At 69.1% G+C, this 23,470-nt stretch carries 24 protein-coding genes; 12 read left to right on the top strand and 12 right to left on the bottom strand.

The window, feature by feature from the left end; all coding sequences use genetic code 11:
• The first annotated feature begins 112 nt into the window (after nt 1-112).
• Nucleotides 113-370: a hypothetical protein gene (locus tag JHN45_RS04950; protein ID WP_200709686.1), complete on the top strand. Its 258-nt coding sequence runs from the start codon at nt 113-115 to the stop codon at nt 368-370.
• Nucleotides 371-393: 23 nt separating this feature from the next.
• Nucleotides 394-684, top strand: a complete 291-nt coding sequence (locus JHN45_RS04945) for an antitoxin (RefSeq protein WP_200709685.1) — start codon at nt 394-396, stop codon at nt 682-684.
• Between the two features lie 97 nt (nt 685-781).
• On the opposite strand, the gene JHN45_RS04940 is transcribed toward JHN45_RS04945, so the two are convergent.
• The 3 genes from JHN45_RS04940 to JHN45_RS04930 all read right to left on the bottom strand — a co-directional run bounded on the left by JHN45_RS04940 (nt 782) and on the right by JHN45_RS04930 (nt 3,640).
• Nucleotides 782-1,495, bottom strand: coding sequence for a class III extradiol dioxygenase subunit B-like domain-containing protein (locus tag JHN45_RS04940; RefSeq protein ID WP_201048152.1), 714 nt, complete (start codon nt 1,493-1,495; stop codon nt 782-784).
• A gap of 138 nt (nt 1,496-1,633) precedes the next feature.
• Entirely contained in the window at nt 1,634-3,151 is a 1,518-nt protein-coding gene (miaB, locus tag JHN45_RS04935; protein WP_201048151.1) for a tRNA (N6-isopentenyl adenosine(37)-C2)-methylthiotransferase MiaB, read from the bottom strand.
• Between the two features lie 63 nt (nt 3,152-3,214).
• Nucleotides 3,215-3,640, bottom strand: a complete 426-nt coding sequence (locus JHN45_RS04930; protein WP_200709682.1) for a MazG nucleotide pyrophosphohydrolase domain-containing protein — start codon at nt 3,638-3,640, stop codon at nt 3,215-3,217.
• Between the two features lie 88 nt (nt 3,641-3,728).
• Here JHN45_RS04930 and JHN45_RS04925 point away from each other — a divergent pair, with 88 nt between their 5' ends.
• On the top strand, nt 3,729-4,727 hold the full coding sequence (locus JHN45_RS04925) for a TAXI family TRAP transporter solute-binding subunit (RefSeq protein WP_201048150.1): 999 nt from the start codon (nt 3,729-3,731) through the stop codon (nt 4,725-4,727).
• A gap of 64 nt (nt 4,728-4,791) precedes the next feature.
• On the opposite strand, the gene JHN45_RS04920 is transcribed toward JHN45_RS04925, so the two are convergent.
• On the bottom strand, nt 4,792-6,204 hold the full coding sequence (locus JHN45_RS04920; RefSeq protein ID WP_200709680.1) for a HAMP domain-containing sensor histidine kinase: 1,413 nt from the start codon (nt 6,202-6,204) through the stop codon (nt 4,792-4,794).
• Between the two features lie 9 nt (nt 6,205-6,213).
• Nucleotides 6,214-6,900 carry a response regulator transcription factor gene (locus JHN45_RS04915; protein WP_200709679.1) on the bottom strand — a complete coding sequence of 229 codons (687 nt, stop codon included), beginning with the start codon at nt 6,898-6,900 and terminating at the stop codon, nt 6,214-6,216.
• Nucleotides 6,901-7,188: 288 nt separating this feature from the next.
• On the opposite strand from JHN45_RS04915, the gene JHN45_RS04910 reads away from it, so the two are divergent.
• The 4 genes from JHN45_RS04910 (at nt 7,189) to JHN45_RS04895 (ending at nt 10,532) form a co-directional block, all read left to right on the top strand.
• Nucleotides 7,189-7,965 carry an amino acid ABC transporter ATP-binding protein gene (locus tag JHN45_RS04910; RefSeq protein WP_200709678.1) on the top strand — a complete coding sequence of 259 codons (777 nt, stop codon included), beginning with the start codon at nt 7,189-7,191 and terminating at the stop codon, nt 7,963-7,965.
• 74 nt (nt 7,966-8,039) lie between these two features.
• Complete coding sequence (locus JHN45_RS04905) at nt 8,040-8,888, top strand: glutamate ABC transporter substrate-binding protein (protein WP_200709677.1); 849 nt, start codon at nt 8,040-8,042, stop codon at nt 8,886-8,888.
• Nucleotides 8,889-8,964: 76 nt separating this feature from the next.
• Nucleotides 8,965-9,630 carry an amino acid ABC transporter permease gene (locus tag JHN45_RS04900; RefSeq protein WP_200709676.1) on the top strand — a complete coding sequence of 222 codons (666 nt, stop codon included), beginning with the start codon at nt 8,965-8,967 and terminating at the stop codon, nt 9,628-9,630.
• The gene (locus tag JHN45_RS04895; protein ID WP_201048149.1) at nt 9,627-10,532 is read left to right on the top strand and encodes an amino acid ABC transporter permease; all 906 of its coding nucleotides are present in this window, start codon (nt 9,627-9,629) and stop codon (nt 10,530-10,532) included. Before JHN45_RS04900 ends, JHN45_RS04895 begins: the two co-directional genes overlap by 4 nt.
• Nucleotides 10,533-10,625: 93 nt before the next feature.
• Here JHN45_RS04895 and JHN45_RS04890 read toward each other — a convergent pair whose 3' ends face one another.
• Nucleotides 10,626-11,042 carry a hypothetical protein gene (locus tag JHN45_RS04890; protein ID WP_201048148.1) on the bottom strand — a complete coding sequence of 139 codons (417 nt, stop codon included), beginning with the start codon at nt 11,040-11,042 and terminating at the stop codon, nt 10,626-10,628.
• A gap of 88 nt (nt 11,043-11,130) precedes the next feature.
• Complete coding sequence (locus JHN45_RS04885) at nt 11,131-11,532, bottom strand: hypothetical protein (RefSeq protein WP_201048147.1); 402 nt, start codon at nt 11,530-11,532, stop codon at nt 11,131-11,133.
• 362 nt (nt 11,533-11,894) lie between these two features.
• On the opposite strand from JHN45_RS04885, the gene JHN45_RS04880 reads away from it, so the two are divergent.
• The 4 genes from JHN45_RS04880 (at nt 11,895) to JHN45_RS04865 (ending at nt 15,523) form a co-directional block, all read left to right on the top strand.
• On the top strand, nt 11,895-12,524 hold the full coding sequence (locus tag JHN45_RS04880) for a response regulator transcription factor (RefSeq protein ID WP_200709672.1): 630 nt from the start codon (nt 11,895-11,897) through the stop codon (nt 12,522-12,524).
• Between the two features lie 171 nt (nt 12,525-12,695).
• Nucleotides 12,696-14,345 carry an FAD-dependent monooxygenase gene (locus JHN45_RS04875; protein ID WP_201048146.1) on the top strand — a complete coding sequence of 550 codons (1,650 nt, stop codon included), beginning with the start codon at nt 12,696-12,698 and terminating at the stop codon, nt 14,343-14,345.
• 240 nt (nt 14,346-14,585) lie between these two features.
• A complete protein-coding gene (locus JHN45_RS04870; RefSeq protein WP_201048145.1) occupies nt 14,586-15,125 on the top strand; it encodes a cysteine dioxygenase in 540 nt (179 codons plus the stop codon).
• Complete coding sequence (locus JHN45_RS04865) at nt 15,122-15,523, top strand: rhodanese-like domain-containing protein (protein WP_201048144.1); 402 nt, start codon at nt 15,122-15,124, stop codon at nt 15,521-15,523. The genes JHN45_RS04870 and JHN45_RS04865 overlap by 4 nt, the downstream gene beginning before the upstream one ends.
• 41 nt (nt 15,524-15,564) lie before the next feature.
• Here the strand turns inward: JHN45_RS04865 and JHN45_RS04860 are convergent, their stop codons facing one another.
• The 5 genes from JHN45_RS04860 to recA form a co-directional block, all read right to left on the bottom strand.
• The gene (locus JHN45_RS04860; protein WP_236583367.1) at nt 15,565-16,464 is read right to left on the bottom strand and encodes a substrate-binding domain-containing protein; all 900 of its coding nucleotides are present in this window, start codon (nt 16,462-16,464) and stop codon (nt 15,565-15,567) included.
• 285 nt (nt 16,465-16,749) lie between these two features.
• Nucleotides 16,750-19,416, bottom strand: coding sequence for an ABC transporter permease (locus tag JHN45_RS04855; protein WP_201048142.1), 2,667 nt, complete (start codon nt 19,414-19,416; stop codon nt 16,750-16,752).
• Entirely contained in the window at nt 19,413-20,117 is a 705-nt protein-coding gene (locus tag JHN45_RS04850) for a helix-turn-helix domain-containing protein (RefSeq protein ID WP_201048141.1), read from the bottom strand. Before JHN45_RS04850 ends, JHN45_RS04855 begins: the two co-directional genes overlap by 4 nt.
• Nucleotides 20,118-20,335: 218 nt before the next feature.
• The gene (recX, locus tag JHN45_RS04845; protein ID WP_201048140.1) at nt 20,336-21,355 is read right to left on the bottom strand and encodes a recombination regulator RecX; all 1,020 of its coding nucleotides are present in this window, start codon (nt 21,353-21,355) and stop codon (nt 20,336-20,338) included.
• Between the two features lie 3 nt (nt 21,356-21,358).
• Entirely contained in the window at nt 21,359-22,495 is a 1,137-nt protein-coding gene (gene recA / locus JHN45_RS04840; protein ID WP_200709664.1) for a recombinase RecA, read from the bottom strand.
• Nucleotides 22,496-22,779: 284 nt separating this feature from the next.
• On the opposite strand from recA, the gene JHN45_RS04835 reads away from it, so the two are divergent.
• Nucleotides 22,780-23,346 carry an SMI1/KNR4 family protein gene (locus JHN45_RS04835; RefSeq protein ID WP_201048139.1) on the top strand — a complete coding sequence of 189 codons (567 nt, stop codon included), beginning with the start codon at nt 22,780-22,782 and terminating at the stop codon, nt 23,344-23,346.
• The last annotated feature ends 124 nt before the right edge of the window (nt 23,347-23,470 follow it).

Here is a 23,470-nt window from a genome sequence, read left to right as displayed (position 1 = left end):
CCCGTTGCGAGATGTCCCGCCGCCGGTTTCCGGAGGCGGCGCCCCGGGCGACGCAGACGGACGCACCGGGCGACGCGGGATTTCGCCCGCACGAGTAACGTATGGAGTGGATATGGGCGTTTTTGACCGGCTTCTTCGGAAGTCGAAGGCTACGGAGGAGGCGTCGACCGCCGGCACGGAGACGGCCGAGGACCGCACGGCCGAAGCGGCGGACGAGGTGTCGGAGACCGAGGCGGGGGCAGGCGTTCAGGAAGCGGCCGAGACGACGGCGACGGAGGCCGTCGGGGCCGCGGACGGCGTCGAGATCCCCAAGCAGCAGTCCGCCGAAGAGGCCGCCGACAACGAGGCCGGTGAAGGCGCCCGCACATAACCGCCCCGCGTGGAAGGTGAACCATGGGTCTGATGGACAGTTTGAAGGCCAAACTCGCCCCGGCGAAGGACAAGGTCTCGGGCCTCGCGCAGCAGCACGGAGGCAAGATCGAGAACGGCCTCGACAAGGCCGCGAAGATGGTCGACGAGAAGACCAAGGGCAAGTACAGCGACAAGATCCAGACGGGCACGGGCAAGGCCAAGGACGCCATGGACCGACTCGCGCACAAGGACGACGCGGGGAGCGCGGGAAGCACGGGGACGGAGCGCGGCGGCACGACCGCACCGCCGGACTCGCCCCCGCCGACCACCTGAACAGCACCCGCACATCGATCGGCGGACGGCCGCGGAGCACTTGGCTCCCGGCCGTCCGCCGTTTCGCGACCGCATCACATTCACAGCCGCACCGCGTCTACGACCAGGTCGCGACCAGGTATCCGACGCCGTACGGCGCGTCCTCGTACAGCAGCGCGCCGCCGAGGTCCGCGCCCTCGGCCGCGCCCGCGAGAACCTGCCAGGGGGCGCGGCCGGAGGCCTTCAGCTCGTACGCCAGCTCGGCGTCCAGCGCCTTGAGAGCCGGCACGTCCGCCGCTCCCAGCGCCCGCGCGACCTCGGCGTCGAAGGGTGCCGCGCGCTCGTCGAGATAGCCCGGCGCCTTCAGCGTCCGGCACGCGCTGGCGTCGCCCATCACCAGCAGCGCGACCCGCTCGGCCTGCGCGACGATGTCCCTCCCGACTTCGATACACCGCTCGGCAGCGAGAGGTTCCCCCACACCGAGTCCCTCGATCGGGGCGTCGGACCAGCCGGTCCGCTCCAGCAGCCACGCGGCCACTGCGAGCGAGGGGGGAAGGACCCGCTCCGAGACGGCGGCCCTGTCCTTCCCGAGCCGTACGTCGAGGTCCACTCCGAAGCCGCGGAACGAACCCCGGGTGCCCTCGGGATGCGGCCCGCGCCCGCTCTGCTCGGCGGGCCCGACGACCACCAGACGGTCGGGCCGGGCGGCGGCGAGCACCCCGAGCGCGTCAGTGCACGCGGCACGCGCGGCGTCCAGCTCGGACGCGGCTCCGGCGGCGACGTCGGGGACGAGAATCGGGGGGCAGGGGCAGACCGCGGCGGCTACGAGCATGGCCGGAACCCTAACAAGGAGCACCGACAGTCCACCTGGCCACGCCGTCGGGCGCGTGCACCCGTCAGAAGTGAGGACAGACGTCAAGCGTGAGGAGAACCGTGCGGGTGCGGGGAGCCCCGCCCCCGCACGCTCGGCTCAGTCGCAGCCGCAACCGCTCCCCGTGGCGACCGGCAGCGGCGCCGGGGCGCCGATCTTCGGCAGGCCCAGCATCACGCCGGCCGGCTTGGCGGCCTCGGCCGCGTTCCGCTTCTCCCAGGCGTCGCCCGCGCGCGTGGGACGCACGTTCAGGGTGGGGCCCTCGGCGAGGAGGTGATGCGGGGCGGCGTAGGTGATCTCGACCGTCACCACGTCGCCGGGGCGGACCTCCTGGTCCGGCTTGGTGAAGTGGACCAGGCGGTTGTCGGGGGCGCGTCCTGAGAGGCGGTGGGTGGCGCCGTCCTTGCGGCCCTCGCCCTCGGCGACCATCAGCTCCAGGGTGCGGCCGACCTGCTTCTTGTTCTCGTCCCAGGAGATCTCCTCCTGGAGGGCGACCAGACGCATGTAGCGCTCCTGGACGACCTCCTTGGGGATCTGGTTCTCCATGGTCGCGGCCGGGGTGCCGGGCCGCTTGGAGTACTGGAACGTAAACGCTTGCGCGAAGCGGGCCTCGCGGACCGCGTGCATCGTCTGCTCGAAGTCCTCCTCGGTCTCCCCGGGGAAGCCCACGATGATGTCGGTGGTGATGGCGGCGTGCGGGATGGCCGCGCGGACCTTCTCGATGATCCCCAGGTACCGCTCCTGGCGGTAGGACCGGCGCATGGCCTTCAGGATCGGGTCGGAGCCGGACTGCATGGGCATGTGCAGCTGCGGCATCACGTTCGGCGTCTCGGCCATCGCGGCGATGACGTCGTCGGTGAAGTCACGCGGGTGCGGAGACGTGAAGCGGACGCGCTCCAGGCCGTCGATGGTCCCGCAGGCCCGCAGCAGCTTGCTGAAGGCCTCGCGGTCGCCGATGTCGGAGCCGTACGCGTTGACGTTCTGGCCGAGCAGGGTGATCTCGGAGACGCCCTCGCCGACCAGGGCCTCGATCTCGGCGAGGATGTCGCCGGTGCGGCGGTCCTTCTCCTTGCCGCGCAGCGCCGGGACGATGCAGAAGGTGCACGTGTTGTTGCAGCCCACGGAGATCGACACCCAGGCCGCGTAGGCGCTCTCGCGGCGGGTCGGCAGCGTCGAGGGGAAGGCCTCCAGGGACTCCGCGATCTCGACCTGCGCCTCTTCCTGGACGCGCGCCCGTTCCAGCAGGACGGGCAGTTTGCCGATGTTGTGCGTGCCGAAGACGACGTCCACCCAGGGCGCCTTCTTCACGATGGTGTCGCGGTCCTTCTGCGCGAGGCAGCCGCCGACCGCGATCTGCATCCCGGGGCGCTTGGTCTTCATGGGGGCGAGGCGGCCGAGGTTGCCGTAGAGCCGGTTGTCGGCGTTCTCGCGCACGGCGCAGGTGTTGAAGACGACGACGTCGGCGTCGCCGTCCGAGCCCTCGGGGGCGCGCACGTAACCGGCACCCTCCAGGAGACCGGAGAGCCGTTCGGAATCGTGGACGTTCATCTGGCACCCGTAGGTGCGCACTTCGTACGTTTTGACGTCCACTGCCTCGCTCCGGTCACCGCTGCTCATGCGACAAGGGTAGGCGGTGCCGGGAGTGACTCCTTCTGCGGCTGAGAACCGCCGTGGCTCACATCACTCGGAGCCACGGCCGGAATCCGGAGTTCCGCCGTCCCACCCCTGCTTGCGCAGCACCCCGTGCACATCCGGCACCTCGTAGTGCTCGCCCTTGAGGACCTTGCCGTCGGCCCTGCGGGCGATCTCGCCGTCCGGGCCGATCTTGGTCATGTTGGAGCGGTGGACCTCGGCGATCACCGCGTCAAGGTCCATGCCGTGGACGAGGGCCGTGCCGTAGGCCACGTAGACGACGTCGGCCAGTTCGTGCGCGAGTCGGTCGAGGGGGCCGCTCACCGAGACCTCGGCGACCTCCGCGGCCTCCTCGGCGAGCAGTTCGCCGCGGTGGGCGGCGAGGTCTGGGGCCACCTCGGTGGGTGTGCTGCGGGCGTCGAGCCCGAAGGCCAGGTGGAATTCGCGGACCAGGTCGGCGGGCGAAGAACTCATGCCACGACCCTAGCGGCCGCCACTGACAGCTCCGGCCCGCGAGCCAGGCCCTGGTCAGTACCGCGCCAGGGCTGGCAGGATCGCGCGCATGCTCAAGGTGTTCTCCCGCATCAGCAGGCGCCGGGCCCTGACGGGCGCGGTGGCCGGCTTCGTCGTGTTCGGGCTGCTGCTGTGGTGGCTGCTGCCCCTGGGCGACGAGCCGCCGACCGGGACGATCACCTTCAGCACCGGGACGCCGCTCGGGGTCTACCAGGAGTACGGCAAGCTGCTGCAGGCCGAGCTCGACAAGGACATGCCGGGCCTCAAGGTGAAGCTGGTGAACAGCGCCGGGTCGCAGGAGAACGTCGCGCGCGTGGCGACCGGCCACGCCGACTTCACCATCGCCGCGGCCGACGCGGTGGAGACGTACGAGGCGGACGGCAAGCCCGGTGCCGCCGGGCTGCGCGGGATCGCGCGGCTGTACGACGACTACGTCCAGCTCATCGTCCCGCGCGACTCGGACATCAACTCGGTGGCCGATCTGCGGAACAAGCGGGTGGCCATAGGGCCGGACCGCTCGGGTGTGCGACTGATCGCGAACCGGGTGCTCACGGCGGCCGGCATCGACCCGAAGAAGGGCGTCAAGCCGGTGGCGGCCGGCATCGACACCGGACCCGCCCTGCTCAAGAAGGGCAAGCTCGACGCCTTCTTCTGGTCCGGCGGGCTGCCGACGGACGGCCTGAAGGATCTGGCCGCCCACTACGCGTTCCGGTTCGTACCGATAGAGGCCGGCCTCGTGGCGAAGATGCACGAGCAGGGCGACGCCACCCGCTACTACCGCGCGACCAACATGCCGGAGTCGGCCTACCCGGACATCCAGCGGGGGTCCACGGTGCCCACCATCGCCGTCTCCAACGTGCTGATGACCCGCAAGGACCTGAACCCCCGGCTCACCGAGTGGATCACCAGGACCGTGATCAAGAGCCGGGACGGCATCGGCGCGCATGTGCACTCCGCGCAGCTCGTGGACCTGCGTACGGCGATCTACACCGACCCCCTGGTCCTGCACGAGGGCGCCCGGCGCTACTACCGCTCCGTCAAGCCGTAGGCGTACAGGGGCCGTTGACGCCCTCTCAGGCCGTATGCGCACCGGACGGCCCGTCGGCGCCCGTTCAGGCCGTAGGCCCGCTCCTGGGGACCGACACGGTCACCTTGAGCCCGTGCGGCTCGTGGTGGCCGTAGGTCAGGGAGCCGCCGCCCGCGGCCAGCAGAACCTGGGAGATGGACAGGCCGAGGCCGGAGCCCTTGATGTTCTGGTGCCTGCCGCTGCGCCAGAAGCGGTCGCCGACGCGGGCGAGTTCCTCCTCGGTGAGGCCCGGGCCGCGGTCCGTGACGACGACCGTGGAGGTCTCGCCGTTCGACGCGACCGTCACCTCGACGCACTCGTCCTCGGGCGTGAACTTCACGGCGTTGTCGATCACCGCGTCCAGGGCGCTGGACAGCGTGATCGGGTCGGCCCACGCCGTGGTGGGCGGGCAACTGCCCACCAGGCGCACGCCCTTGGCCTCGGCGGTCGGTGCCCAGGCCGCGACGCGCTCGGCGGTCAGCGCGCCGATGTCGGTGACCCTGAGGTCCGCATCTGCGTGCTCGGCCAGCGCCAGGTCGAGCAGGTCGTCCAGAACCTGGGTCAGGCGTTTGCCCTCGGTGCGGACCGAGGCGATCTCGTCGTTGTCCTCCGGCAGTTCGAGCGCGAGCAGTTCGATGCGCAGCAGCAGCGCCGAGAGCGGGTTGCGCAACTGGTGCGAGGCGTCGGCGACGAAGGCGCGCTGCTGCTCCAGCACGTCCTCGACGTTGTCCGCCATCTCGTTGAACGAACGGGCCAGGCGCTGGAGTTCCGGCGGCCCGCCGGCCGCGGCGACCCGGGACTTCAGGCGCCCGGTGGCGATGTCGTGGGTGGTGGCGTCGAGCACGCGTACGGGCCGCAGTACCCAGCCGGTCAGCCGTAGGGCGGCGCCGACGGCCAGCAGCATGGCGCCGATCTCGCCCGCGCCGATCGTCAGCCAGCCGCGCAGGGTCCGTGAACGCATCGGCCCGGTGGGCGAGTCGGTGACCACGACCGCGATGACGTCGCCGTCCCGGATGACCGGCGAGGCGACGACCAGGCGGTGCCGCTGCCAGGGCCAGACCTGTTCCGGGTCGTGGCTGCGGCGGCTGAGCAGGGCCTCGTCGAAGGCCTCGCGCACCTCGCCGGCCTTGGGGAGCAGGAAGTCGTCCGGCGCGTTCGCCATGGAGGTGTCGGTGCGGTAGAAGACGCCCGCGCGGATGCCGTAGACCTCGTAGTAGCTGGCGAGTTCGCGTTCCAGGGTCTGCTGGCGTTCGTCCGGGACCATGTCGGCGGGGCGGCTGCCCGTGGGCGCGTCGGTGACGAACTGGGCGAGCGCCGCGAACCGCGCGGTGTCGTCGATACGGTCGACGATCACCTTCTGCTGCTGGGCCGCGGCGACGCTGATGGCGAGCGGGACGCCCAGGGCGAGCAGAACGGCCGCCATCAGGACGATGAGCAGCGGGAGGAGACGTGTGCGCACCCGGGCCCGCTACGTGGCCGGGGCGACGAGCCGGTAGCCGACGCCTCGTACGGTCTCGATCAGCGCGGGCATCCGCAGTTTGGCGCGCAGGGACGCGACGTGCACCTCCAGGGTGCGTCCCGTGCCCTCCCAACTGGTGCGCCACACCTCGCTGATGATCTGCTCCCGCCGGAACACCACCCCGGGGCGCTGTGCCAGCAGGGCCAGCAGGTCGAACTCCTTGCGGGTCAGCTGGACGACCGAACCGTCCACGCTGACCTGGCGGGTGGGCAGTTCGATGCGCACCGGACCGAGCCGCAGCGCGGTGTCGCCGCCCCCGGCCGCGTCCTCGTGGACGCTGCGCCGGCTGACGGCGTGGATACGGGCCAGCAGCTCCCCGGTGTCGTACGGCTTCACCACGTAGTCGTCGGCTCCGAGGTTGAGGCCGTGGATGCGGGAGCGTACGTCGGACCGCGCGGTCACCATGATCACCGGGGTGCTGGTGCGCTTGCGGATCTTGCCGCAGACCTCGTAGCCGTCCTGGTCGGGCAGGCCGAGGTCGAGGAGGACGACTCCGAAGACGTCGCCCTCGGGGACGAGTGCCTGGAGGGCCTCCTCGCCGCTGCGGGCATGGGTGACGTCGAAGCCGTGCCGCGCCAGGACCGCGGACAGAGCGGCGGCGACATGGTTGTCGTCCTCGACGAGGAGCAGTCTCATCCCGGCCCCCTCCGGTTCATCGTTCGTATGGTCTCGGCCTGTACGAAAGCACGTCTCACGCGCGCGTGCACCCAGGCAGTCACGCTGATGGACGAAGACGCCGTCAAGGGGGTTCCGGTTGCGGGCGGTTTCCGTTACGCAGCCGGTACGCGTCCTTACGACAAGTGCTACAACACGTGTCCGTTTGCTATCCGATCGTGATGCTCAGATCTCGCTCAGATGTGATGACGCTGGTCGCAAGGCCTCACTACTGTCCTCCGCAACCGACGAGGACGGAGCCAGCAAGCGATGACCGAAGTATCGGTGGCCAAGGAAGATGTGGCCGCGACCGGCGAACTCGTCGTCCTGAAGAGCGTCAACAAGCACTTCGGCGCGTTGCACGTACTCCAGGACATCGATCTGACGATCGCCCGCGGCGAGGTCGTCGTGGTGATCGGACCTTCCGGGTCCGGGAAGTCCACTCTGTGTCGCACCATCAACCGCCTGGAGACGATCGATTCGGGCGACATCACGATCGACGGCAAGCCGTTGCCCGCGGAGGGCAAGGCACTCGCCCGGCTGCGGGCCGACGTGGGCATGGTCTTCCAGTCCTTCAACCTCTTCGCGCACAAGACGGTGCTCGAGAACGTGATGCTGGGTCAGATCAAGGTCCGCAAGGCCGACAAGGCGCAGGCCGAGGAGAAGGCGCGTGCGCTGCTCGACCGGGTCGGCGTGACCACCCAGGCGGACAAGTACCCCGCCCAGCTCTCCGGCGGCCAGCAGCAGCGTGTCGCCATCGCGCGGGCGCTGGCCATGGACCCCAAGGTCATGCTCTTCGACGAACCGACGTCGGCGCTCGACCCGGAGATGATCAACGAGGTCCTTGAGGTCATGCAGCAGCTGGCCCGGGACGGGATGACGATGATCGTCGTCACCCACGAGATGGGCTTCGCGCGTTCGGCGGCCAACCGCGTGGTGTTCATGGCCGACGGCCGCATCGTCGAAGAGGCCGTGCCGGACCAGTTCTTCAGCAACCCGCGCAGCGACCGGGCCAAGGACTTCCTGTCGAAGATCCTCCACCACTGACGTCCTGAACTTCTTCGTCACCGACGTTCATCACTGAAGACCTGCATCTCTTCACCACTCAAAGGATGTTCCCCATGAAGCTCCGCAAGGTCACCGCCGCCTCGGCCGCCGTACTCGCCCTCGCGCTCGCCGCCACGGCTTGCGGCTCCAGCAACGACAACGACAAGGACAGCGGCGGCAGTTCCTCGGGCGGCAGCAAGAAGATCACCGTCGGCATCAAGTTCGATCAGCCGGGCATCGGCCAGAAGACGCCGCAGGGTTACGCCGGTTTCGACGTCGACGTCGCGACGTACATCGCCAAGAAGCTCGGCTACAGCGCGAACCAGATCGAGTGGAAGGAGTCGAAGAGCGCCGACCGCGAGACCATGCTGCAGCGCGGGGACGTCGAGTTCATCGCCGCTTCGTACTCGATCACCCCTGAGCGCCAGAAGTCGGTCGACTTCGCCGGCCCGTACCTGCTGGCCCACCAGGACGTCCTGGTCCGCGCCGACGACAACTCGATCAAGTCGCCGTCGGACCTCAACAGCAAGAAGCTGTGTTCGGTGACCGGCTCGACGTCGGCGCAGAACGTCAAGGACAAGCTGGCCCCCAAGGCCAACCTGCAGGTGTACCCGACGTACTCGGCGTGCCTCACCGGTCTGCAGAACGGCGCCATCGACGCGCTGACCACGGACGACTCCATCCTGGCCGGTTACGCCTCGCAGACCCAGTTCAAGGGCAAGTTCAAGCTCGGCGGCTTCAAGATGACCAACGAGAACTACGGCATCGGCGTCAAGAAGGGCAGCGCCCTCAAGGCCAAGATCAACACGGCCCTGGAGTCGATGGTGTCCGACGGTTCCTGGCAGAAGGCCGTCGACAAGAACTTCGGCCCGGCGGGCTACAAGAACGAGGCCGCGCCGAAGATCGGCGACATCAAGAGCTGAAGCAACGCCTGACGGGTGCGCCGCCCACGGGGGACGGCGCGCCGAGGCATCCCTACACGCGGAAGCGCGGGAAATCGTGTTCGACTTTCTTGATGGTTACGACCTACTCGGGGCCTTCTGGACGACGGTGCAGCTCACCCTGCTCGCCGGCGTCGGCTCCCTGGTGTGGGGAACCCTGCTGACGGCGATGCGCGTCGGCCCGGTACCTCTGATGCGCGGTTTCGCCACCGCCTACGTGAACATCGTGCGGAACATCCCTTTGACCGTGATCATCCTGTTCACCTCACTGGGACTGAGTCAGACCCTGGGGATCAACCTCGGTGCGGAGAGGTTCGAGTCGATCAACTTCCGGCTCGCCGTGCTCGGTCTGACCGCCTACACCTCGGCCTTCGTGTGCGAGGCGCTGCGGGCCGGCATCAACACGGTGCCGGTCGGACAGGCGGAGGCGGCCCGTGCGATCGGCCTCAGCTTCACCCAGGTGCTCCGGCTCGTCGTGCTGCCGCAGGCGTTCCGCTCGGCGGTCGGCCCGCTGACGAACGTTCTGATCGCGCTCACCAAGAACACCACGGTGGCCGCCGCGATCGGCGTCGCCGAGGCGGCGGCCCTGATGAAGACGATGGTCGAGAAGGAGGCCCAGCTCATCCCGATCGCCTCGATCTTCGCGCTGGGCTTCGTGATCCTCACGCTGCCGACCGGCCTGATCCTCGGCTGGGTGGGCAAGAAGGTGGCGGTGAAGCGATGACTTCCGTTCTCTACGACGCCCAGGGGCCGAGCGCCAAGCGGCGGAACGTCCTCTACACAGCGGTCTTCCTCGCCGCCCTGGCAGCGGTGCTGTGGTGGGTGTACAGCAAGCTCGACGACAAGGGCCAACTCGACTGGGTGCTGTGGAAGCCGTTCTTCTCCAGCACCGAGGCCTGGTCCACGTACATCTGGCCCGGGCTGCAGAACACCCTGAAGGCCGCGGCGCTCAGCATGATCATCGCGCTGCCGCTCGGTGCCGTCCTCGGTATCGCCCGGCTCTCGGACCACGTCTGGGTCCGCGTACCGGCCTCGATCGTCGTGGAGTTCTTCCGCGCCATCCCGGTGCTGGTCCTGATGATCTTCGGGCTCGCCCTGTTCGCCAAGTACACGAACGTCAGCTCGGACGACCGTCCGCTGTACGCGGTCGTCACGGGACTCGTGCTGTACAACGCCTCGGTCCTCGCGGAGATCGTCCGGGCCGGCATTCTGGCCCTGCCGAAGGGCCAGACCGAGGCGGCGATGGCGGTCGGTCTGCGCAAGGGCCAGGTGATGCGGCTGATCCTGCTGCCGCAGTCGGTCACCGTGATGCTCCCGGCCCTCGTCAGCCAGCTCGTCGTGATCGTGAAGGACACCGCCCTCGGCGGCGCGGTGCTCACGTTCTCCGAACTGCTCGCATCGGCCAACACGATGATCGGCTACTACGGCAACACCATCGCCAGCTTCACGGTGGTGGCCGTGATCTTCATCCTGATCAACTTCTCCCTCACGACCTTCGCGAGCTGGCTGGAGGGCAGGCTCCGGCGCAGCAAGAAGAGCACGGGCGCCGTGGTCGGTGTGGAAATGCTGGAGGATCTCGAGACCGTGGGCCACGCTCCGCCGGTCGAGCCGGGCGGCAAGGACTAGGCGCAGGTCCAGGGAATTACCGGGTTTCCCGCGAGGGGTGGTGCGTGTATGTCGCACCACCCCTCGTCCGTTCACCGAAGCATTCCTGGTCGATCAGTTGATGGGCGTGACCGCGACGCTCCTGGTGTCACCGGACACCGGGAGATAGATGGCGAGAGTGGCATTGGCGTGCAGTTTGCCGATGATGCTCACCACGGCCGTCTTGTTGCATCCCTCCACGGTCGTGGAGTCGTCCGTGTAGCCGCCTTCGGGGTGCGGGGCGGAAACACGCACCCGCCATTTCTTGCACCCTTTGTAGGTCACGTGAATGTAGTGGTTCCGGGTGTTGCTCAACATCAGGCTGCGGTACTGCTTGTCCGAGTAGTGCCACTTGTACCCGCCGCCGAGAACGTCGATATCACCCGAGCGTGTTCCGAGGTAGACGGCATCGGCGTCGTCGGCCGAAGCGGGCGCCGCAGCGAGGGCCCCCGTCATGACTGCCAGAGCCGCACCAAGGACCGTCATCCTCATGCATGCCCCGCGATATGTGAAGGACATCGATTACTCCTCGATCGTCATTGAAGATGCGTCACCGGTGCGGCGACCACCCATCGCCGGGTCACGCCGGATAGTCACCCCACTTCCAGGTCCACGAGTCACTGAAGTCCGTGTCGGGGTAGTAAATTATCTTGGCGGTCGCCGAGAACGACTTGCATTTGTTCTTGGCGGGCAGTGTTTTCGTCTCCGTCTCCACGGGCGCCGTTCCCGAGGTCACTTTTTCGTAGACCTTCTTGGTCGGGTTGGTGCAGTAGATGTATCCCCGCAGGGAATACACTTTTGCGGTGCAGCCGGGGCGAGTCCTGAACCAGGCCTTCAGGTACGTTCCGAACTGGTCCGAGTCGTACCAGACACGGAGTTGCGGTGCTCCGCAACCGGCCGCGGCCGCCGGGGTCGCGGTGAGCATGGCGGCCGAAGAAGCCAGCACGGCGCCGGCGAGCACGACCGAACCGCGCTTGGCCAAGGAGTTGAACGGCCGACGCCGCGGGACTGACAACTGCATCCCTCTTCACCCTTCCAGGGGGACGGTTTTCCATTTCGAGTGGATTCACTTCGCCGCACCGGCGCAGTGATGGCTCATTACACCCCGGGCGACCTGTCCTCCGATATCCCCTTCCCAGGGGGTACGGAATCGGACATTCGTGACACTCGACCCACGACGGTCATTGGCACACCTCAAGAAAACCTCAGATCGTCCGACATGAAGACATGGAAAGCTTGACGCCCGACCGGCCCCGGGAAAAAATGAAGCAAACTTGGCCGCCTTGACCACGCGGCCAGACCCCAGCATTACGCAAATCACAGAAGGCCGACCGGGGGAGCGAAATGCGAATTGAGATAGTCGATGACAGGAGTTCCTTCCGGGCGAGCCTTCTCGCCGCGTTGGAGACTCAATCATCACTGGACGTCGAGATCGAGAGCGGACGAAGGCCGGACATCATCATCACCGGCCACATCCAGGGGCACGACTCCACCGAATTCCTGAAACTCGCCGAAAAAACCTTTCCGGAAATACCGGTGCTGATCGTGGTCGAGCAGCTCCAGGCGGGAGATATTCGACATGTACTGATGATGGGTGCGGCCGGAGTCCTCTTCCAGGAGACCGCCGCGCATCATATCTCATGGGCCATTCCGGCAATCCTGAGCGGCTGCCGCGCGTTGTCACCGGAAATCTCCGAATCGATGATCGGCGAGTACCTCGACTCCGCGTCCATGACACCGCAGGAGAAATCCGCCCGGGAAAACGTCAACCGCCTGAGCGGCAGAGAACAGGAGGTGCTGCAGCTCCTCGGTCACGGAATGTCGAACCGGGAGATCGCAACCAGCCTCTCCATCAGCCCCGAAACCGTGAAAGACCACGTCCGGTCCATCCGCTCCAAACTCAACGTCGCCAATCGTGTTCACGCCGCTCACGTCGCTTGGCTCGCACGCGGTATGACGGCCTGCGCGGCGTAGGCCCACGACCCGGATCGACCGCGAAACAGGGCGGGGTGACCGCCATCGCCTCCGTCACTTGACGCAAGCACCGGCAATGGGTTGCATACGTTCTGTGATCGTGCACCCCGCTCCAACTGCCCGTTTCCATACGTCCCTCAGGACACCACTGCGGGCAGGGGGCAGCGCGCCATGGACCCGGTGATCATCGTCGGATCAGGTCCCGTGGGACTCACGCTCGCCCTTGCGCTGGCCCGCCAGGAGGTCCCCTCGGTGATCCTCGACGAGGGGCCGGGCAAGGACGAACAACGGCTCGCGCGGACGGTGGTACTGCGCGAGGACACCGCCGCGCTCATCGAGCGCCTGACGGGATTCCCGCTCTCCGAAGCCGGTTTCCGTTGGGCCGGATGGCGGTCGATGCGGCGCAAGCAGGTGATGCGCGAGGTCAGGTTCGACGCGCAGGGTGACGACGCGGAGGGCGCCCTCGGCACGGCGGGCCCCGAGGGCAAGGAAGAGATCACCGGCCCTCTGCACATCGCCCAGCACGTGCTGACCGGCGCCCTGCGCCAGGCCCTCGCGGGCGAGCGGCTGGTGAAACTCGCCGTGGACAACCGCCTCGACGCGGTCGAACAGGAATCCTCGGGCGTCACCGCCCACACCCGTGGCCCCAAGGGCACCTGGTGGCGCGGCAGTTACCTGGTCGGCTGCGACGGCCCGCGCTCCACCGTGCGCAAGCTCCTGGACATCCGCTTCCCCGGCCGTACGGCGGTGGAGCGACACGCCGTGGCCGCGCTGCGCACGGAACTTCCGTGGCCCGACCAGGCGTTGTTGCACCGGGTGCCGCCGTGGCGGACGTCCGGACCCTCGGCCGGGGAGGTCACCGGGCGCCCTCTCCCGGACGGTGTGTGGCGCCTGGACTGGCTGCTGCCGCCGGGCAAGGACCTGGTCACGCCCGAGCTGCTGCTCACCCGTATCCGGGAGACCCTCGCGGGCTGGACCGAGGGGCCGACACCGCCGTACGAACTGCTCGACACCGGTGTGCACACCGTGCACCACCGGCTTGCGCGCCGGTGGCGGGTGGGGCGGGTGTTTCTCGCCGGGGACGCGGCGCATCTGCTGGGCGCGCTCGGTACGCAGGGGCTGGACGAGGGGCTGCGGGACGCCGACAACCTCGCCTGGAAACTGGCACTGGCCTGGCACCACGGGCCGCACGAGGCGCTGCTCGACAGCTATCAGGCGGAACGGCGGGCGGTCGTCGCGGCCCGGCTGCGCGCCGCCGACCAGGCGCTGCCGTTGGTGCGCGGCGGTGCCGGGCTGCGCGCGGTCGTGCCCGGCTCGGCCCGCGGCCACGACTCGCTGCTCACGGACGGTCACTTGGGGCGCGGCGCGCTCGGTGCGCCGGGGGCGTACGCCGACTCGCCGCTCGCGCCCCGGCACATCGAGGGCGAGGTCCCCGTCGGCACCCCGCCCGGTGCGCCGGTCACCGATGTCCGGGTCACCGCGGAGGACGGCTCCTTCGTACGGCTGCGGGACCGCCTCGGGCGCGGTGCCCTGCTGGTCGTCCTGGTCGCACCGGGCACCGGCGTGTGGGAGCGAAAGCACTGGGTGACCGCCGGCGTCATGCCACGCCTGGCGGCCGCGGTGACGGCGCTGCCGCACCCGGCCGAACTGCTGGTCGCCGAGAGCTACCCGGGCGCCGCCGCCCACACGGTCCTGCTCGTACGGCCCGACGGACACCTGGTCACCGCTCTGAGCGGGGTGCGGCCGGCCGACCTGTACGCGGCGGCCGAAGCGACCCTGGGCGGCCCGGCGAAGACGGAGGCCACGGCCGGCTCACGCTGAGGCCTCCGTACAGCAACTGTCCACATAGTGACGCTGAGTTGACCCGCACGCACCGTCGTGCTGTACTCCGGATCATGACCGACACCTCTGTCCACCTCTGGCGGAAGGTCCATCTGGACCTCGTCCGCTACGTGGGCTGTGTCTGTCACGTCTCCTGCTGAATTCGCATCTCTCTCACTCGCGCGCGCCCTTTCTGTGGGTCCGCGCGTGCCCTCGCGAACACTCATCAGGACGGTGCACGTGTCTGTCTCCCCCTCTGCCTCGGCGTCCCCCGCCGCGCCCGCCCCGGCTCCGACGCACGCGGACCTGCTCGACTTCGTACGGCGTACGGCAGCCGACGCCGAACTCGTCGCCTCGCTCCCCCTCGACCCCGAGGGCCGCACCTGGGTGCGGCTCGAAGGGCCCGGCGGCAGCGAGGCCTGGCTGATCGGCTGGCCGCCCGGCAGCGGAACGGGCTGGCACGACCACGCCGACTCGGTGGGCGCCTTCCTCACCGCCGCCGGCGAGCTCAAGGAGAACTCGCTCGCCGCGCGGCTCCCGAGCCACGGCTGGAAGACCCTCGAACTGGAGGAGGGCGTGGACCGCGAGCGGCGGCTGCCGACCGGCAAGGGCCGCGCCTTCGGCCACCACCACGTCCACGAGGTGCTCAACGAGTCCACCGAAGAGCACGCGATCTCCGTCCACGCCTACTACCCGCCGCTGCCGCAGATCCGCCGCTACAGCCGCACCGGCCCCGTGCTGCGCCTGGAGCAGGTCGAGCGCCCGGAGGACTGGCAGTGAGTGCCGTACGCGAACAACCGCCCGGCATAGACGAGTTGCTGGAGCGGGTCCGCGCGGACTACCGGCGGATCGACGCCCAGGAGGCGCACGACGCCGCCCGCGACGGTACGGCTCTCCTGGTCGACATCCGCTACGCGGCCCTGCGCGAGCGGGACGGTCTCATCCCCGGCGCCCTGGTCGTCGAACGCAACGAACTGGAGTGGCGCCTCGACCCCCAAGGCAGCCACCGCGCCCCCGAGGCCACCGGCCACGACCTGCGCGTCGTGGTGATCTGCAACGAGGGCTACGCCTCCAGCCTGGCCGCCGAGTCCCTGCACCGACTGGGCCTGCACCGCGCGACGGACCTGGTCGGCGGTTTCCAGGCCTGGAAGGCGGCGGGACTCCCTGTCACGTCGTAGACACAGTGTCTACGACGTGACAGTCCGGCTACCGCCTCGGCTCACTGTCCGTCGGAGGGACAGTAGAGCGGGGCGGTGTCCGCGTTGGCCTTCGTGACCAGGCGGGCCGGGGTCGTGGCGATCTTCTCCACCTTCTCCTTACGGAGAAGGCTGATGACGTTGGTGACGGCCAGTTCGCCGGTGTCCTTGGCCGAGTTGGAGACGGTGGCGGCGAAGCGGCCGTCCTTGAGGGCGGCGAGGGCCTCGTCGGTGCCGTTGACCGTCACGATCTTGACGTCCTTGGCGCCGGCCGCGTCGAACGCCTTGCGGGCGGCGAACGCCATCTCCTCGTTGGCGACGAAGGCGTAGTCCAGACCGGGATGCGCCTTGATCATGCCCTCGGCGACGATCTTCGCCTTCGCGGCGACGAACATGGCGGGCTGGTTCGCGACCACCTTCGCGTTCGCCGGCAGTCCCTCGGTGAATCCGCCGACGAGCAGGTCGGAGGCGGCGCCCGGCGCACCCGCGATGACGGCCACCTGCACCTGGCGACCGGCGGCGTCGTCCTCGATCCAGTCGGCGTCGAGCCTGCCCACCGCCTTCAGGTCGACGACGACGGCTCCGAGGATGTCGGACGGATCGGCGCTGACCGAGGTCAGGAAGATCGGAATGTGCGCCTTCCTGGCCTTGGCGATGTCGCTCTTGAGCGCGTCGGTGTTGACGGTCTGCACGATGATCGCGTCGACACGGCGCGTGATCATGGTCTGGATGTTGGAGAGTTCCTGCGCGGCGTCCTGATGCGAGTCGGCCGTGACGAGCCTCGCGAAGTTGCTCTTGGCCGTGTTCGCGATCGACTCCTGCAGACACGTGTGGAACTCGGTACTGCCGCCGTTGACGAACCCGAGTGTGATCGGCCCGTCGTCGGCGGGCGCGGCACTCGATTCGAGACCGCAGGCACTCATCAGTAAGAGGCCGACAGCGGCCAAGGAGACCACCAGCGATCTTCGGTGATGCGCGGGCGAGAACAACGGGGCCGCCTTTCATGACATGCGAAGGATCGGCCGATGGAACGGCCTGAAGCTCCTCAGGCGGGCCTGACTGCGGCTCAGCAGGCGGGAGGGCCGGGGAGTGACGGCAGCAGAAGCTACTCCCGCACCAAACATGCGAACCCTCCACGGACCGCACACTAAGCGTGCGGAAAACGCACCCTCGGTGAACCGGGAAACGGCACTTCGCCCCCCTGTCGGCTACTCCCTCGCCGTCGCCACCGTCACCGCCCGCACCCGGAGCGCCGCCCGCCCCGGCAGGGCCGTGGCGACGAGCGCGAGCGCCGCGCCGACCGTCACCACAGTGACGTAGACGAGAAGGGTGACCGACGGTGCGGCCCGGCCGGTCATCCCGATGCTGAACGCGGTCAGGACGGCGAGGGCGACACCGCTGCCGAGCGCCGTGGCGAGCAGCACCACCGACAGCGCCTCGATCCGCAGCATCCGCAGCACCTGACGACGGGTCGCCCCCGCGAGACGCAGCAGCGCGAACTCGCGGACCCGCTCGGCGACCGACATGGCGAGCGTGTTGACCACGGCGATGGCCGTGAAGGCCAGGACAAGGCCCATGGCCAGGTAGTTGACCTCGGCGTTCGCCTGCTGCCGCTGCGCCTGGAGCGAGTCGGCGGCGACCGGCGCGAGAACACGGATGCCCGGGAACTCACGGAGGTTAGTCACGAGTTGTGTCTGTGTACGGGGCGTGCTGACGAGGACGGAGGAGGCGAGCGGGTTGTCGACATGCCGGGCGACGAGATCGTGCGCGAGGGTGAGATCGCCGAAGCCGAGACCCCTGGCGTAGACGGCGACGACGGTGAGCGTGGCGGGCGTGCCGTCGCCGAGCGTGAGCTTCAGGGTGCCACCGGGCTTCAAGTGGAGCTGGTCCGCGGCCAGTTCGCTTACGGCCACGGTGTGCTCGGTGAGTCCGGCGAGCGATCCGGCGGTGACGTCCGGGTCCCAGGTGCGGGTGAGTCCGGCGGGTGTGACGCCTTGGGCCACGTATTTGTCGAGGCCCACACGGACGGTCGTACGGACGACCTCGGTGACGATGTCGTGCCGCGCGCGGAGTTGGCGTGCGGCCTCGGCGGGAACACCGGGTCCCTGGGAGGCGACGACCCAGTCGGCACGGACACCTTCACGGACCTGGGCACGGGCGGCGTCACCGAGAGTGGGTTGGACGAACAGGACGGTGCAGGTCATGCCGATCAGCAGGGTGAGGGGGGTGACGACGGAGGCCATGCGAACGGCGTTGCCACGCAGGTTGGCGGTGGCCAGCCGACCGGTCGGGCCGCTGCGCCGGAGCGGACCGCGCAGGACGAGGACGGCTGCCTTGACGAGGAGCGGCCCGAGGAGGGCGACGGAGGTGGACAGAACCACAACGGCCAGGAAGGTCACGGGTGTTGAGGCGGGCTCGGTACGCAGCTTGCTGAGCACGACGACCAGCACGACCCCGCCCGCGAGGAGGACGAGCCCGGCGAGGAGACGACCGCGGGTGAGTCCGGCGCGTGTCGTGAGACGGGTGCGTGTCGTGCGGCGAGTGCGCGTCGTGCGGCGGGTGCGCGCGGACTTGGCCCCGGCTTCGGTTTCCGGTTCTGCTCCTGCTCCTGCTCCTGCTCCTGCTCCTGCTCCTGGTTCGGCCTCGGCGAGTGCCTGGGCCGGGCGGATCCGGGAGATACGGCGGGAGGCGACCCGGGCGGCGGTCCAGGCGCCGAGAGCTGTCGCGACGAGGGCGGCCAGCGGCGGGACGATGCCGGTGGTGTGCTGGAGGGTGGCCGGGACGGCACCCAGGGCGACGAACCTGTCGTAGAGCCAAGTGCCCAGCGGAAGCCCGAGCAGAGCGCCCGCGACACCGGCGACCGTGCCGACGATCAGGGCCTCGCGGCCGAGGAGCCGGCGGATCTGGCCGGAGGTGGCGGCCACGGCGCGGAGCAGGGCGAGTTCGCGGTACCGCTGCTGGACGGAGAGCACGAAGGTGCCGACGACGACGAGAACCGCCACGAGCAACGAGGTACCGCCCATCGCACCACCGATGCTGACCAGCCTGGTCCTGGCCGTGGCGGCGTCCAGGAACTCGACGGGGCCACGGGCGTCGCCGGTGGTGACTTGAGCGGTGGACCCGAGTGGGGTGGTGGGCTGGTGAAGGGCTGTGGTGATGGCCTGCCGCAGCCGTTCCGCGCTGGTGCCCTTGGCCGGGAGCACTCCGAACGCGGTGACCTGCCCGGGGTGCGCGGCCAGACGGCGGGCCTCGCCCGCGGAGAAGAAGAGCGACGTCTGATGACGTACGGGCGTGGCGGGAGCGGCGATTCCGGTGATCCGGTAGACGCGCGGGGCCTGAGTGGACTGGACGGTGAGTTGGTCGCCGGGCCGGAGTCGGGCCCGCACGGCGAAGTCGCGGTCGATGACGAGATCGGTGGCGGCACGCGGGGCGCTGCCGGTGACGAGGCGGTACGGCGTCAACGCGGCGGAGTCCCAGGCGTGCCCGTAGGCGGTCCGGCCGCCGGTGCCGGCGGGTGTCAACGGCTGGGCCAGGAAGGTCAGTTCGGGGATGACACGGGCGACACCCGGGGTGCGTGCGAGCGTGGTCTCCAGGTTCTCGGGGAGCCAGGCGCGCTCGGCGATCGGTTTCGCCTTGTGCTTGACCTTGGTCTTGCCCTTCTTGTGTTTGACGGTCGTCCGGTGGACGTTCTGATCGGCGGAGACCACGACGGGGCTCGCCGCGTAGCGCTCGGTGCGGATGGTGCCGCGCAGGCCGGTGTCGAGAAGAGTGCCGCAGGCTGTGATGAGGGCAGCCGCGCACATCAGGGAGAGAAAGGCGCCGAGGAAACCGGCCTTGCGGGCGCGGACGGACCGGAGGGCGTAGCGCAGCATCATGAGGGCTCGGTCTCTTTTCCGTTGCACGCCAGGTCGGCTTCGGGCTCGGACTCGGGCTCGGCGAGGGGTGCCGGGAAGGCTAGGAATCGGGTGAGTACGGTGCGGGCGCCGGCCGGTGTCTCGGCTTCGGGGCGCTTGTAGCGGTTGAGGAGGGCGATGTACTCCTCGAAGAACGCCCCGAGTTCGGGCAGCGTCAGCCGGATGGTGCCGCGCGAGTAGGGGAAGGCGTCCGCCCACGGCCCGGTCTCGGCGGCGTCCCGCTGGAACTGCTCGAAGAGTTCCAGATCGGCGGCGTACGCATGGTGGTTGAGCTCGTCCATGACGTGCCGCATCTCGCTGCTCTGGCGACTGCGCGGCGGAAAACGACGGTCACCGGGAACGGCCCGCCACCAGCGCTCGCGACCGTGACCGTGGTCAGGTGGGCGCCCCGGCTCCGTCTCCGCCTCCGTCTCCTCGACGAAGCCGTAGCGGGCGAGTTCACGCAGGTGGTAGCTGGTGGAGCCGGTGTTGAGGCCCAGTGCGCGGGCGAGTGTGGCCGAGGTCGCGGGGCCGTGCAGGGTGAGGTGCTGGAGCATGCGCTGTCGGCGGGGTTGCGCGAGCGCCTTGAGCGTGGCGAGGTCGGAGAGTTCGACCGGCGCGGGTGTCGGCGAGGTCTGCTCGGCGGGTGTCTCCGCGCGAGGTGTGCGGGGTTCCGGTGCCATGCGTACACAGTCGTTTGTGCACAGGTGTCTGTGCACTGCGGCAATCCGGCGTCTTCAACGGGGGGTTAGCCCTACCTGAAGCATCGGCCGGTGCTCGCCTGAACGCGGTCGGCGCCCCCGCGCGTCCACCGTGTTCAGGCCGTGTGCACCACCGAGAAGCCGGAACCGGGCAGGAATCCAGAGAAAAACCCGGATGAGAACCCGGACCGGAACTCGGATCAGTACCCCTCGTCCCCGAGGAACTCCGTGTCCTCGCCCTCTTCTTCCAGCGCCTGGCGGACCACCCTGAGGGCCATGCCCTGGGAGTAGCCCTTGCGGGCCAGCATGCCCGCGAGGCGCCGTAGCCTCTTGTCGCGGTCGAGGCCCTGGGTGGACCGCAGTTTGCGGTCGACCAGTTCGCGTGCCGTCGTCTCTTCCTGCTCGGGGTCGAGCTGGGAGACCGCCTCGTCGATCAGCGTGGAGTCGACGCCCTTGGTGCGCAGCTCCTGGGCGAGCGCGCGTCGCGCCAGTCCCCGGCCGTGGTGCCGGGACTCCACCCAGGCGTCCGCGAACGCACCGTCGTTGATCAGTCCGACCTCCTCGAACCGCGACAGCACCTCGTCCGCGACCTCGTCCGGGATCTCCCGCTTGCGCAGGGCGTCCGCGAGTTGCTTGCGGGTGCGCGGGTTCCCGGTGAGCAGGCGCAGACAGATGCCCCGCGCCCGCTCAGCCGGGTCCGCCGGCGGCTCCTCCTTCTCGGCCCTCGACGAGGAGAAGTCACCCCCGCTCTCTCCGGACGACTCGCCGAAGCCTCGGCCACGGCGCCCACGCCTACCGCGCGTGCCGTCACCACGCGCCGTACCCCCGCGTGAGCCACCCTCCCGTGAGCCGCCTTCCCATGAACCATCCCCGTCGCCTCCGCCGCGCGCTCCGCGGCTGCGGCGCGAACCGCGGCCGGGTGCGTCGTCGTCAGCGGACTCGCCGCCGGGCGAAGTGCCGCCGGGCGCCGAGCTTCTGAAAGGCCGACCGGTGCCCGCCGAACCGCCGCCGGGTACCGAGCCGCCGAAAGGCGGACCGGTCTCACCGTCGAAGGCGCCGGCCGACCAGCCGCCGCCCGGCTCGTCGCCGTACGGCCCGTCCATGCCGTACGGCTCCTCGGGTACGCCGTCCGCACCGTAGGCCGGGCCGTCACCGCCTCCCCCCCGCCCCTGCGGGGCGCCGGGATACGCGTAGTCGACCCAGTCCGTTCGTCGTGTCACGGGTCAGCTCTTGGCTGCCGTGGCCTTGGCCTTGGTGGTCTTGGCCGCAGTCGCCGGAGCGGGCACCGCCTTGGCGGGGTCGTCCGTGGCGGTGGGAACCGCCGCGTCCGCGACCGGCTCAGCGGCGGGCTTGTCCTTCTCCGGACGGACGCCCACGCCCAGCTTCTCCAGGATCTTCTTCTCGATCTCGTTGGCCAGGTCGGGGTTGTCCTTCAGGAAGTTGCGCGCGTTCTCCTTGCCCTGGCCGAGCTGGTCGCCCTCGTACGTGTACCAGGCGCCGGCCTTGCGGACGAAGCCGTTCTCCACGCCCATGTCGATCAGGCCGCCCTCGCGGCTGATGCCGTGGCCGTAGAGGATGTCGAACTCGGCCTGCTTGAAGGGCGGGGCGACCTTGTTCTTGACGACCTTGACGCGGGTGCGGTTGCCGACCGCGTCCGTGCCGTCCTTCAGGGTCTCGATACGGCGGATGTCGAGTCGCACCGAGGCGTAGAACTTCAGCGCGCGGCCACCGGTCGTGGTCTCCGGGGAGCCGAACATCACGCCGATCTTCTCGCGGAGCTGGTTGATGAAGATGGCGGTGGTCTTGGACTGGTTGAGCGCGCTTGTGATCTTCCGCAGTGCCTGGCTCATCAGACGGGCCTGCAGACCGACGTGGCTGTCACCCATCTCGCCCTCGATCTCCGCGCGCGGGACGAGTGCCGCGACGGAGTCGATGACGATGAGGTCGAGGGCACCGGAGCGGACCAGCATGTCCACGATCTCCAGGGCCTGCTCGCCGTTGTCCGGCTGGGACAGGATCAGGTTGTCGATGTCGACGCCGAGCTTCTTCGCGTACTCGGGGTCGAGGGCGTGCTCCGCGTCCACGAACGCGACCTGGCCGCCGGCCCGCTGGGCGTTCGCCACCGCGTGCAGGGTCAGGGTCGTCTTGCCGGAGGACTCCGGGCCGTAGACCTCCACCACTCGGCCGCGCGGCAGGCCGCCGACACCGAGGGCGACGTCAAGTGCGGTCGACCCGGTGGGGATGACCTCGATGGGCTCGTTCGGCCGCTCGCCCAGGCGCATCACCGCGCCCTTGCCGAATTGCCGTTCAATCTGTGCGAGTGCGGCGTCCAACGCCTTCTCGCGGTCGGTTCCTGCCATGGGTTCCACCCGGTTTGCTTGAGTCGATCGCTTCACGTCAAAGACGCTAACGCCTGCCACTGACAATGCGCCCCGACGCCCGTCCGGCCTGTGGATAACTCGGGCACTTCGCCATCAAAAGCCTGCCGAAATGCCCGTCATGGCCTCGCCGGAGCTCCCATAAGAATGGATGTTCGATTTTCGTGTCAAGCGCACCACGCGACACTCACGTCATCTGTGTCCTGTGCCGTCGAAGCTCGATGAAGGCGCGTTCGTGTCGCCGACGTCATTGCTACGGTCGCCGGATGGAGAGCTGGGGCGGGGGCGACGTACGTGCCCGGATACGGGAGATGACCGCACGGGACCAGGAGCGGTCGCGCTTCGGGGCGGATACACACCAGTACGAGCTGGCGCCGACGCTGCCGGAGTCGGAGATCAGAGCCTTTGAGGAAGCCCATGGCATCGATCTGCCGGCGCAGTACCGGTCCTTCGTCGCGGAGGTGGGCAACGGGCCCGCCGGTCCCGGCCACGGGTTGATGCCGTTGACGGTCCCCCGCTCGAAGACCGGCGAGGGGTGGGCCGTGGACGACGAGTGGGAAGAAGACCGGCTGCCCGGCCGACTTGCCGAGCCGTTCACCCTCACCGAACCCCTGCCCGGCCGCATCGGTCCATCGGCCTGTGAACTGACCCGGGGCACGCTCATGCTGGCCGAAGAGGGCTGCGGCATCTACGTCCGGCTGATCCTGAACGGCCCGCGAAAGGGCGAGGTCTGGCAGATCGACCCTGACTGGGGCGGCTTCGTCCCGGTGAACCCCGGTTTTCGCACCTGGTACACCGAGTGGCTGCAGCGTGGCTTTGTTCACGAGTCGTGAAGCCAGTCCTGCAGGCTCGCCACCCTGCCCCGAGCCGAACCACCAGCAGCGCCCCGGAGAGCTCTACTTCCGTCGGCGTACGGCCGGTGTCTTCGGGTGTACGACGACTGCGCGGCGAGTTCCC

The sequence above is a fragment of the Streptomyces sp. MBT53 genome (genome assembly GCF_016654115.1).
Classification (GTDB): Bacteria; Actinomycetota; Actinomycetes; order Streptomycetales; family Streptomycetaceae; genus Streptomyces.
This window is presented reverse-complemented; position numbering and strand designations above follow the sequence as displayed.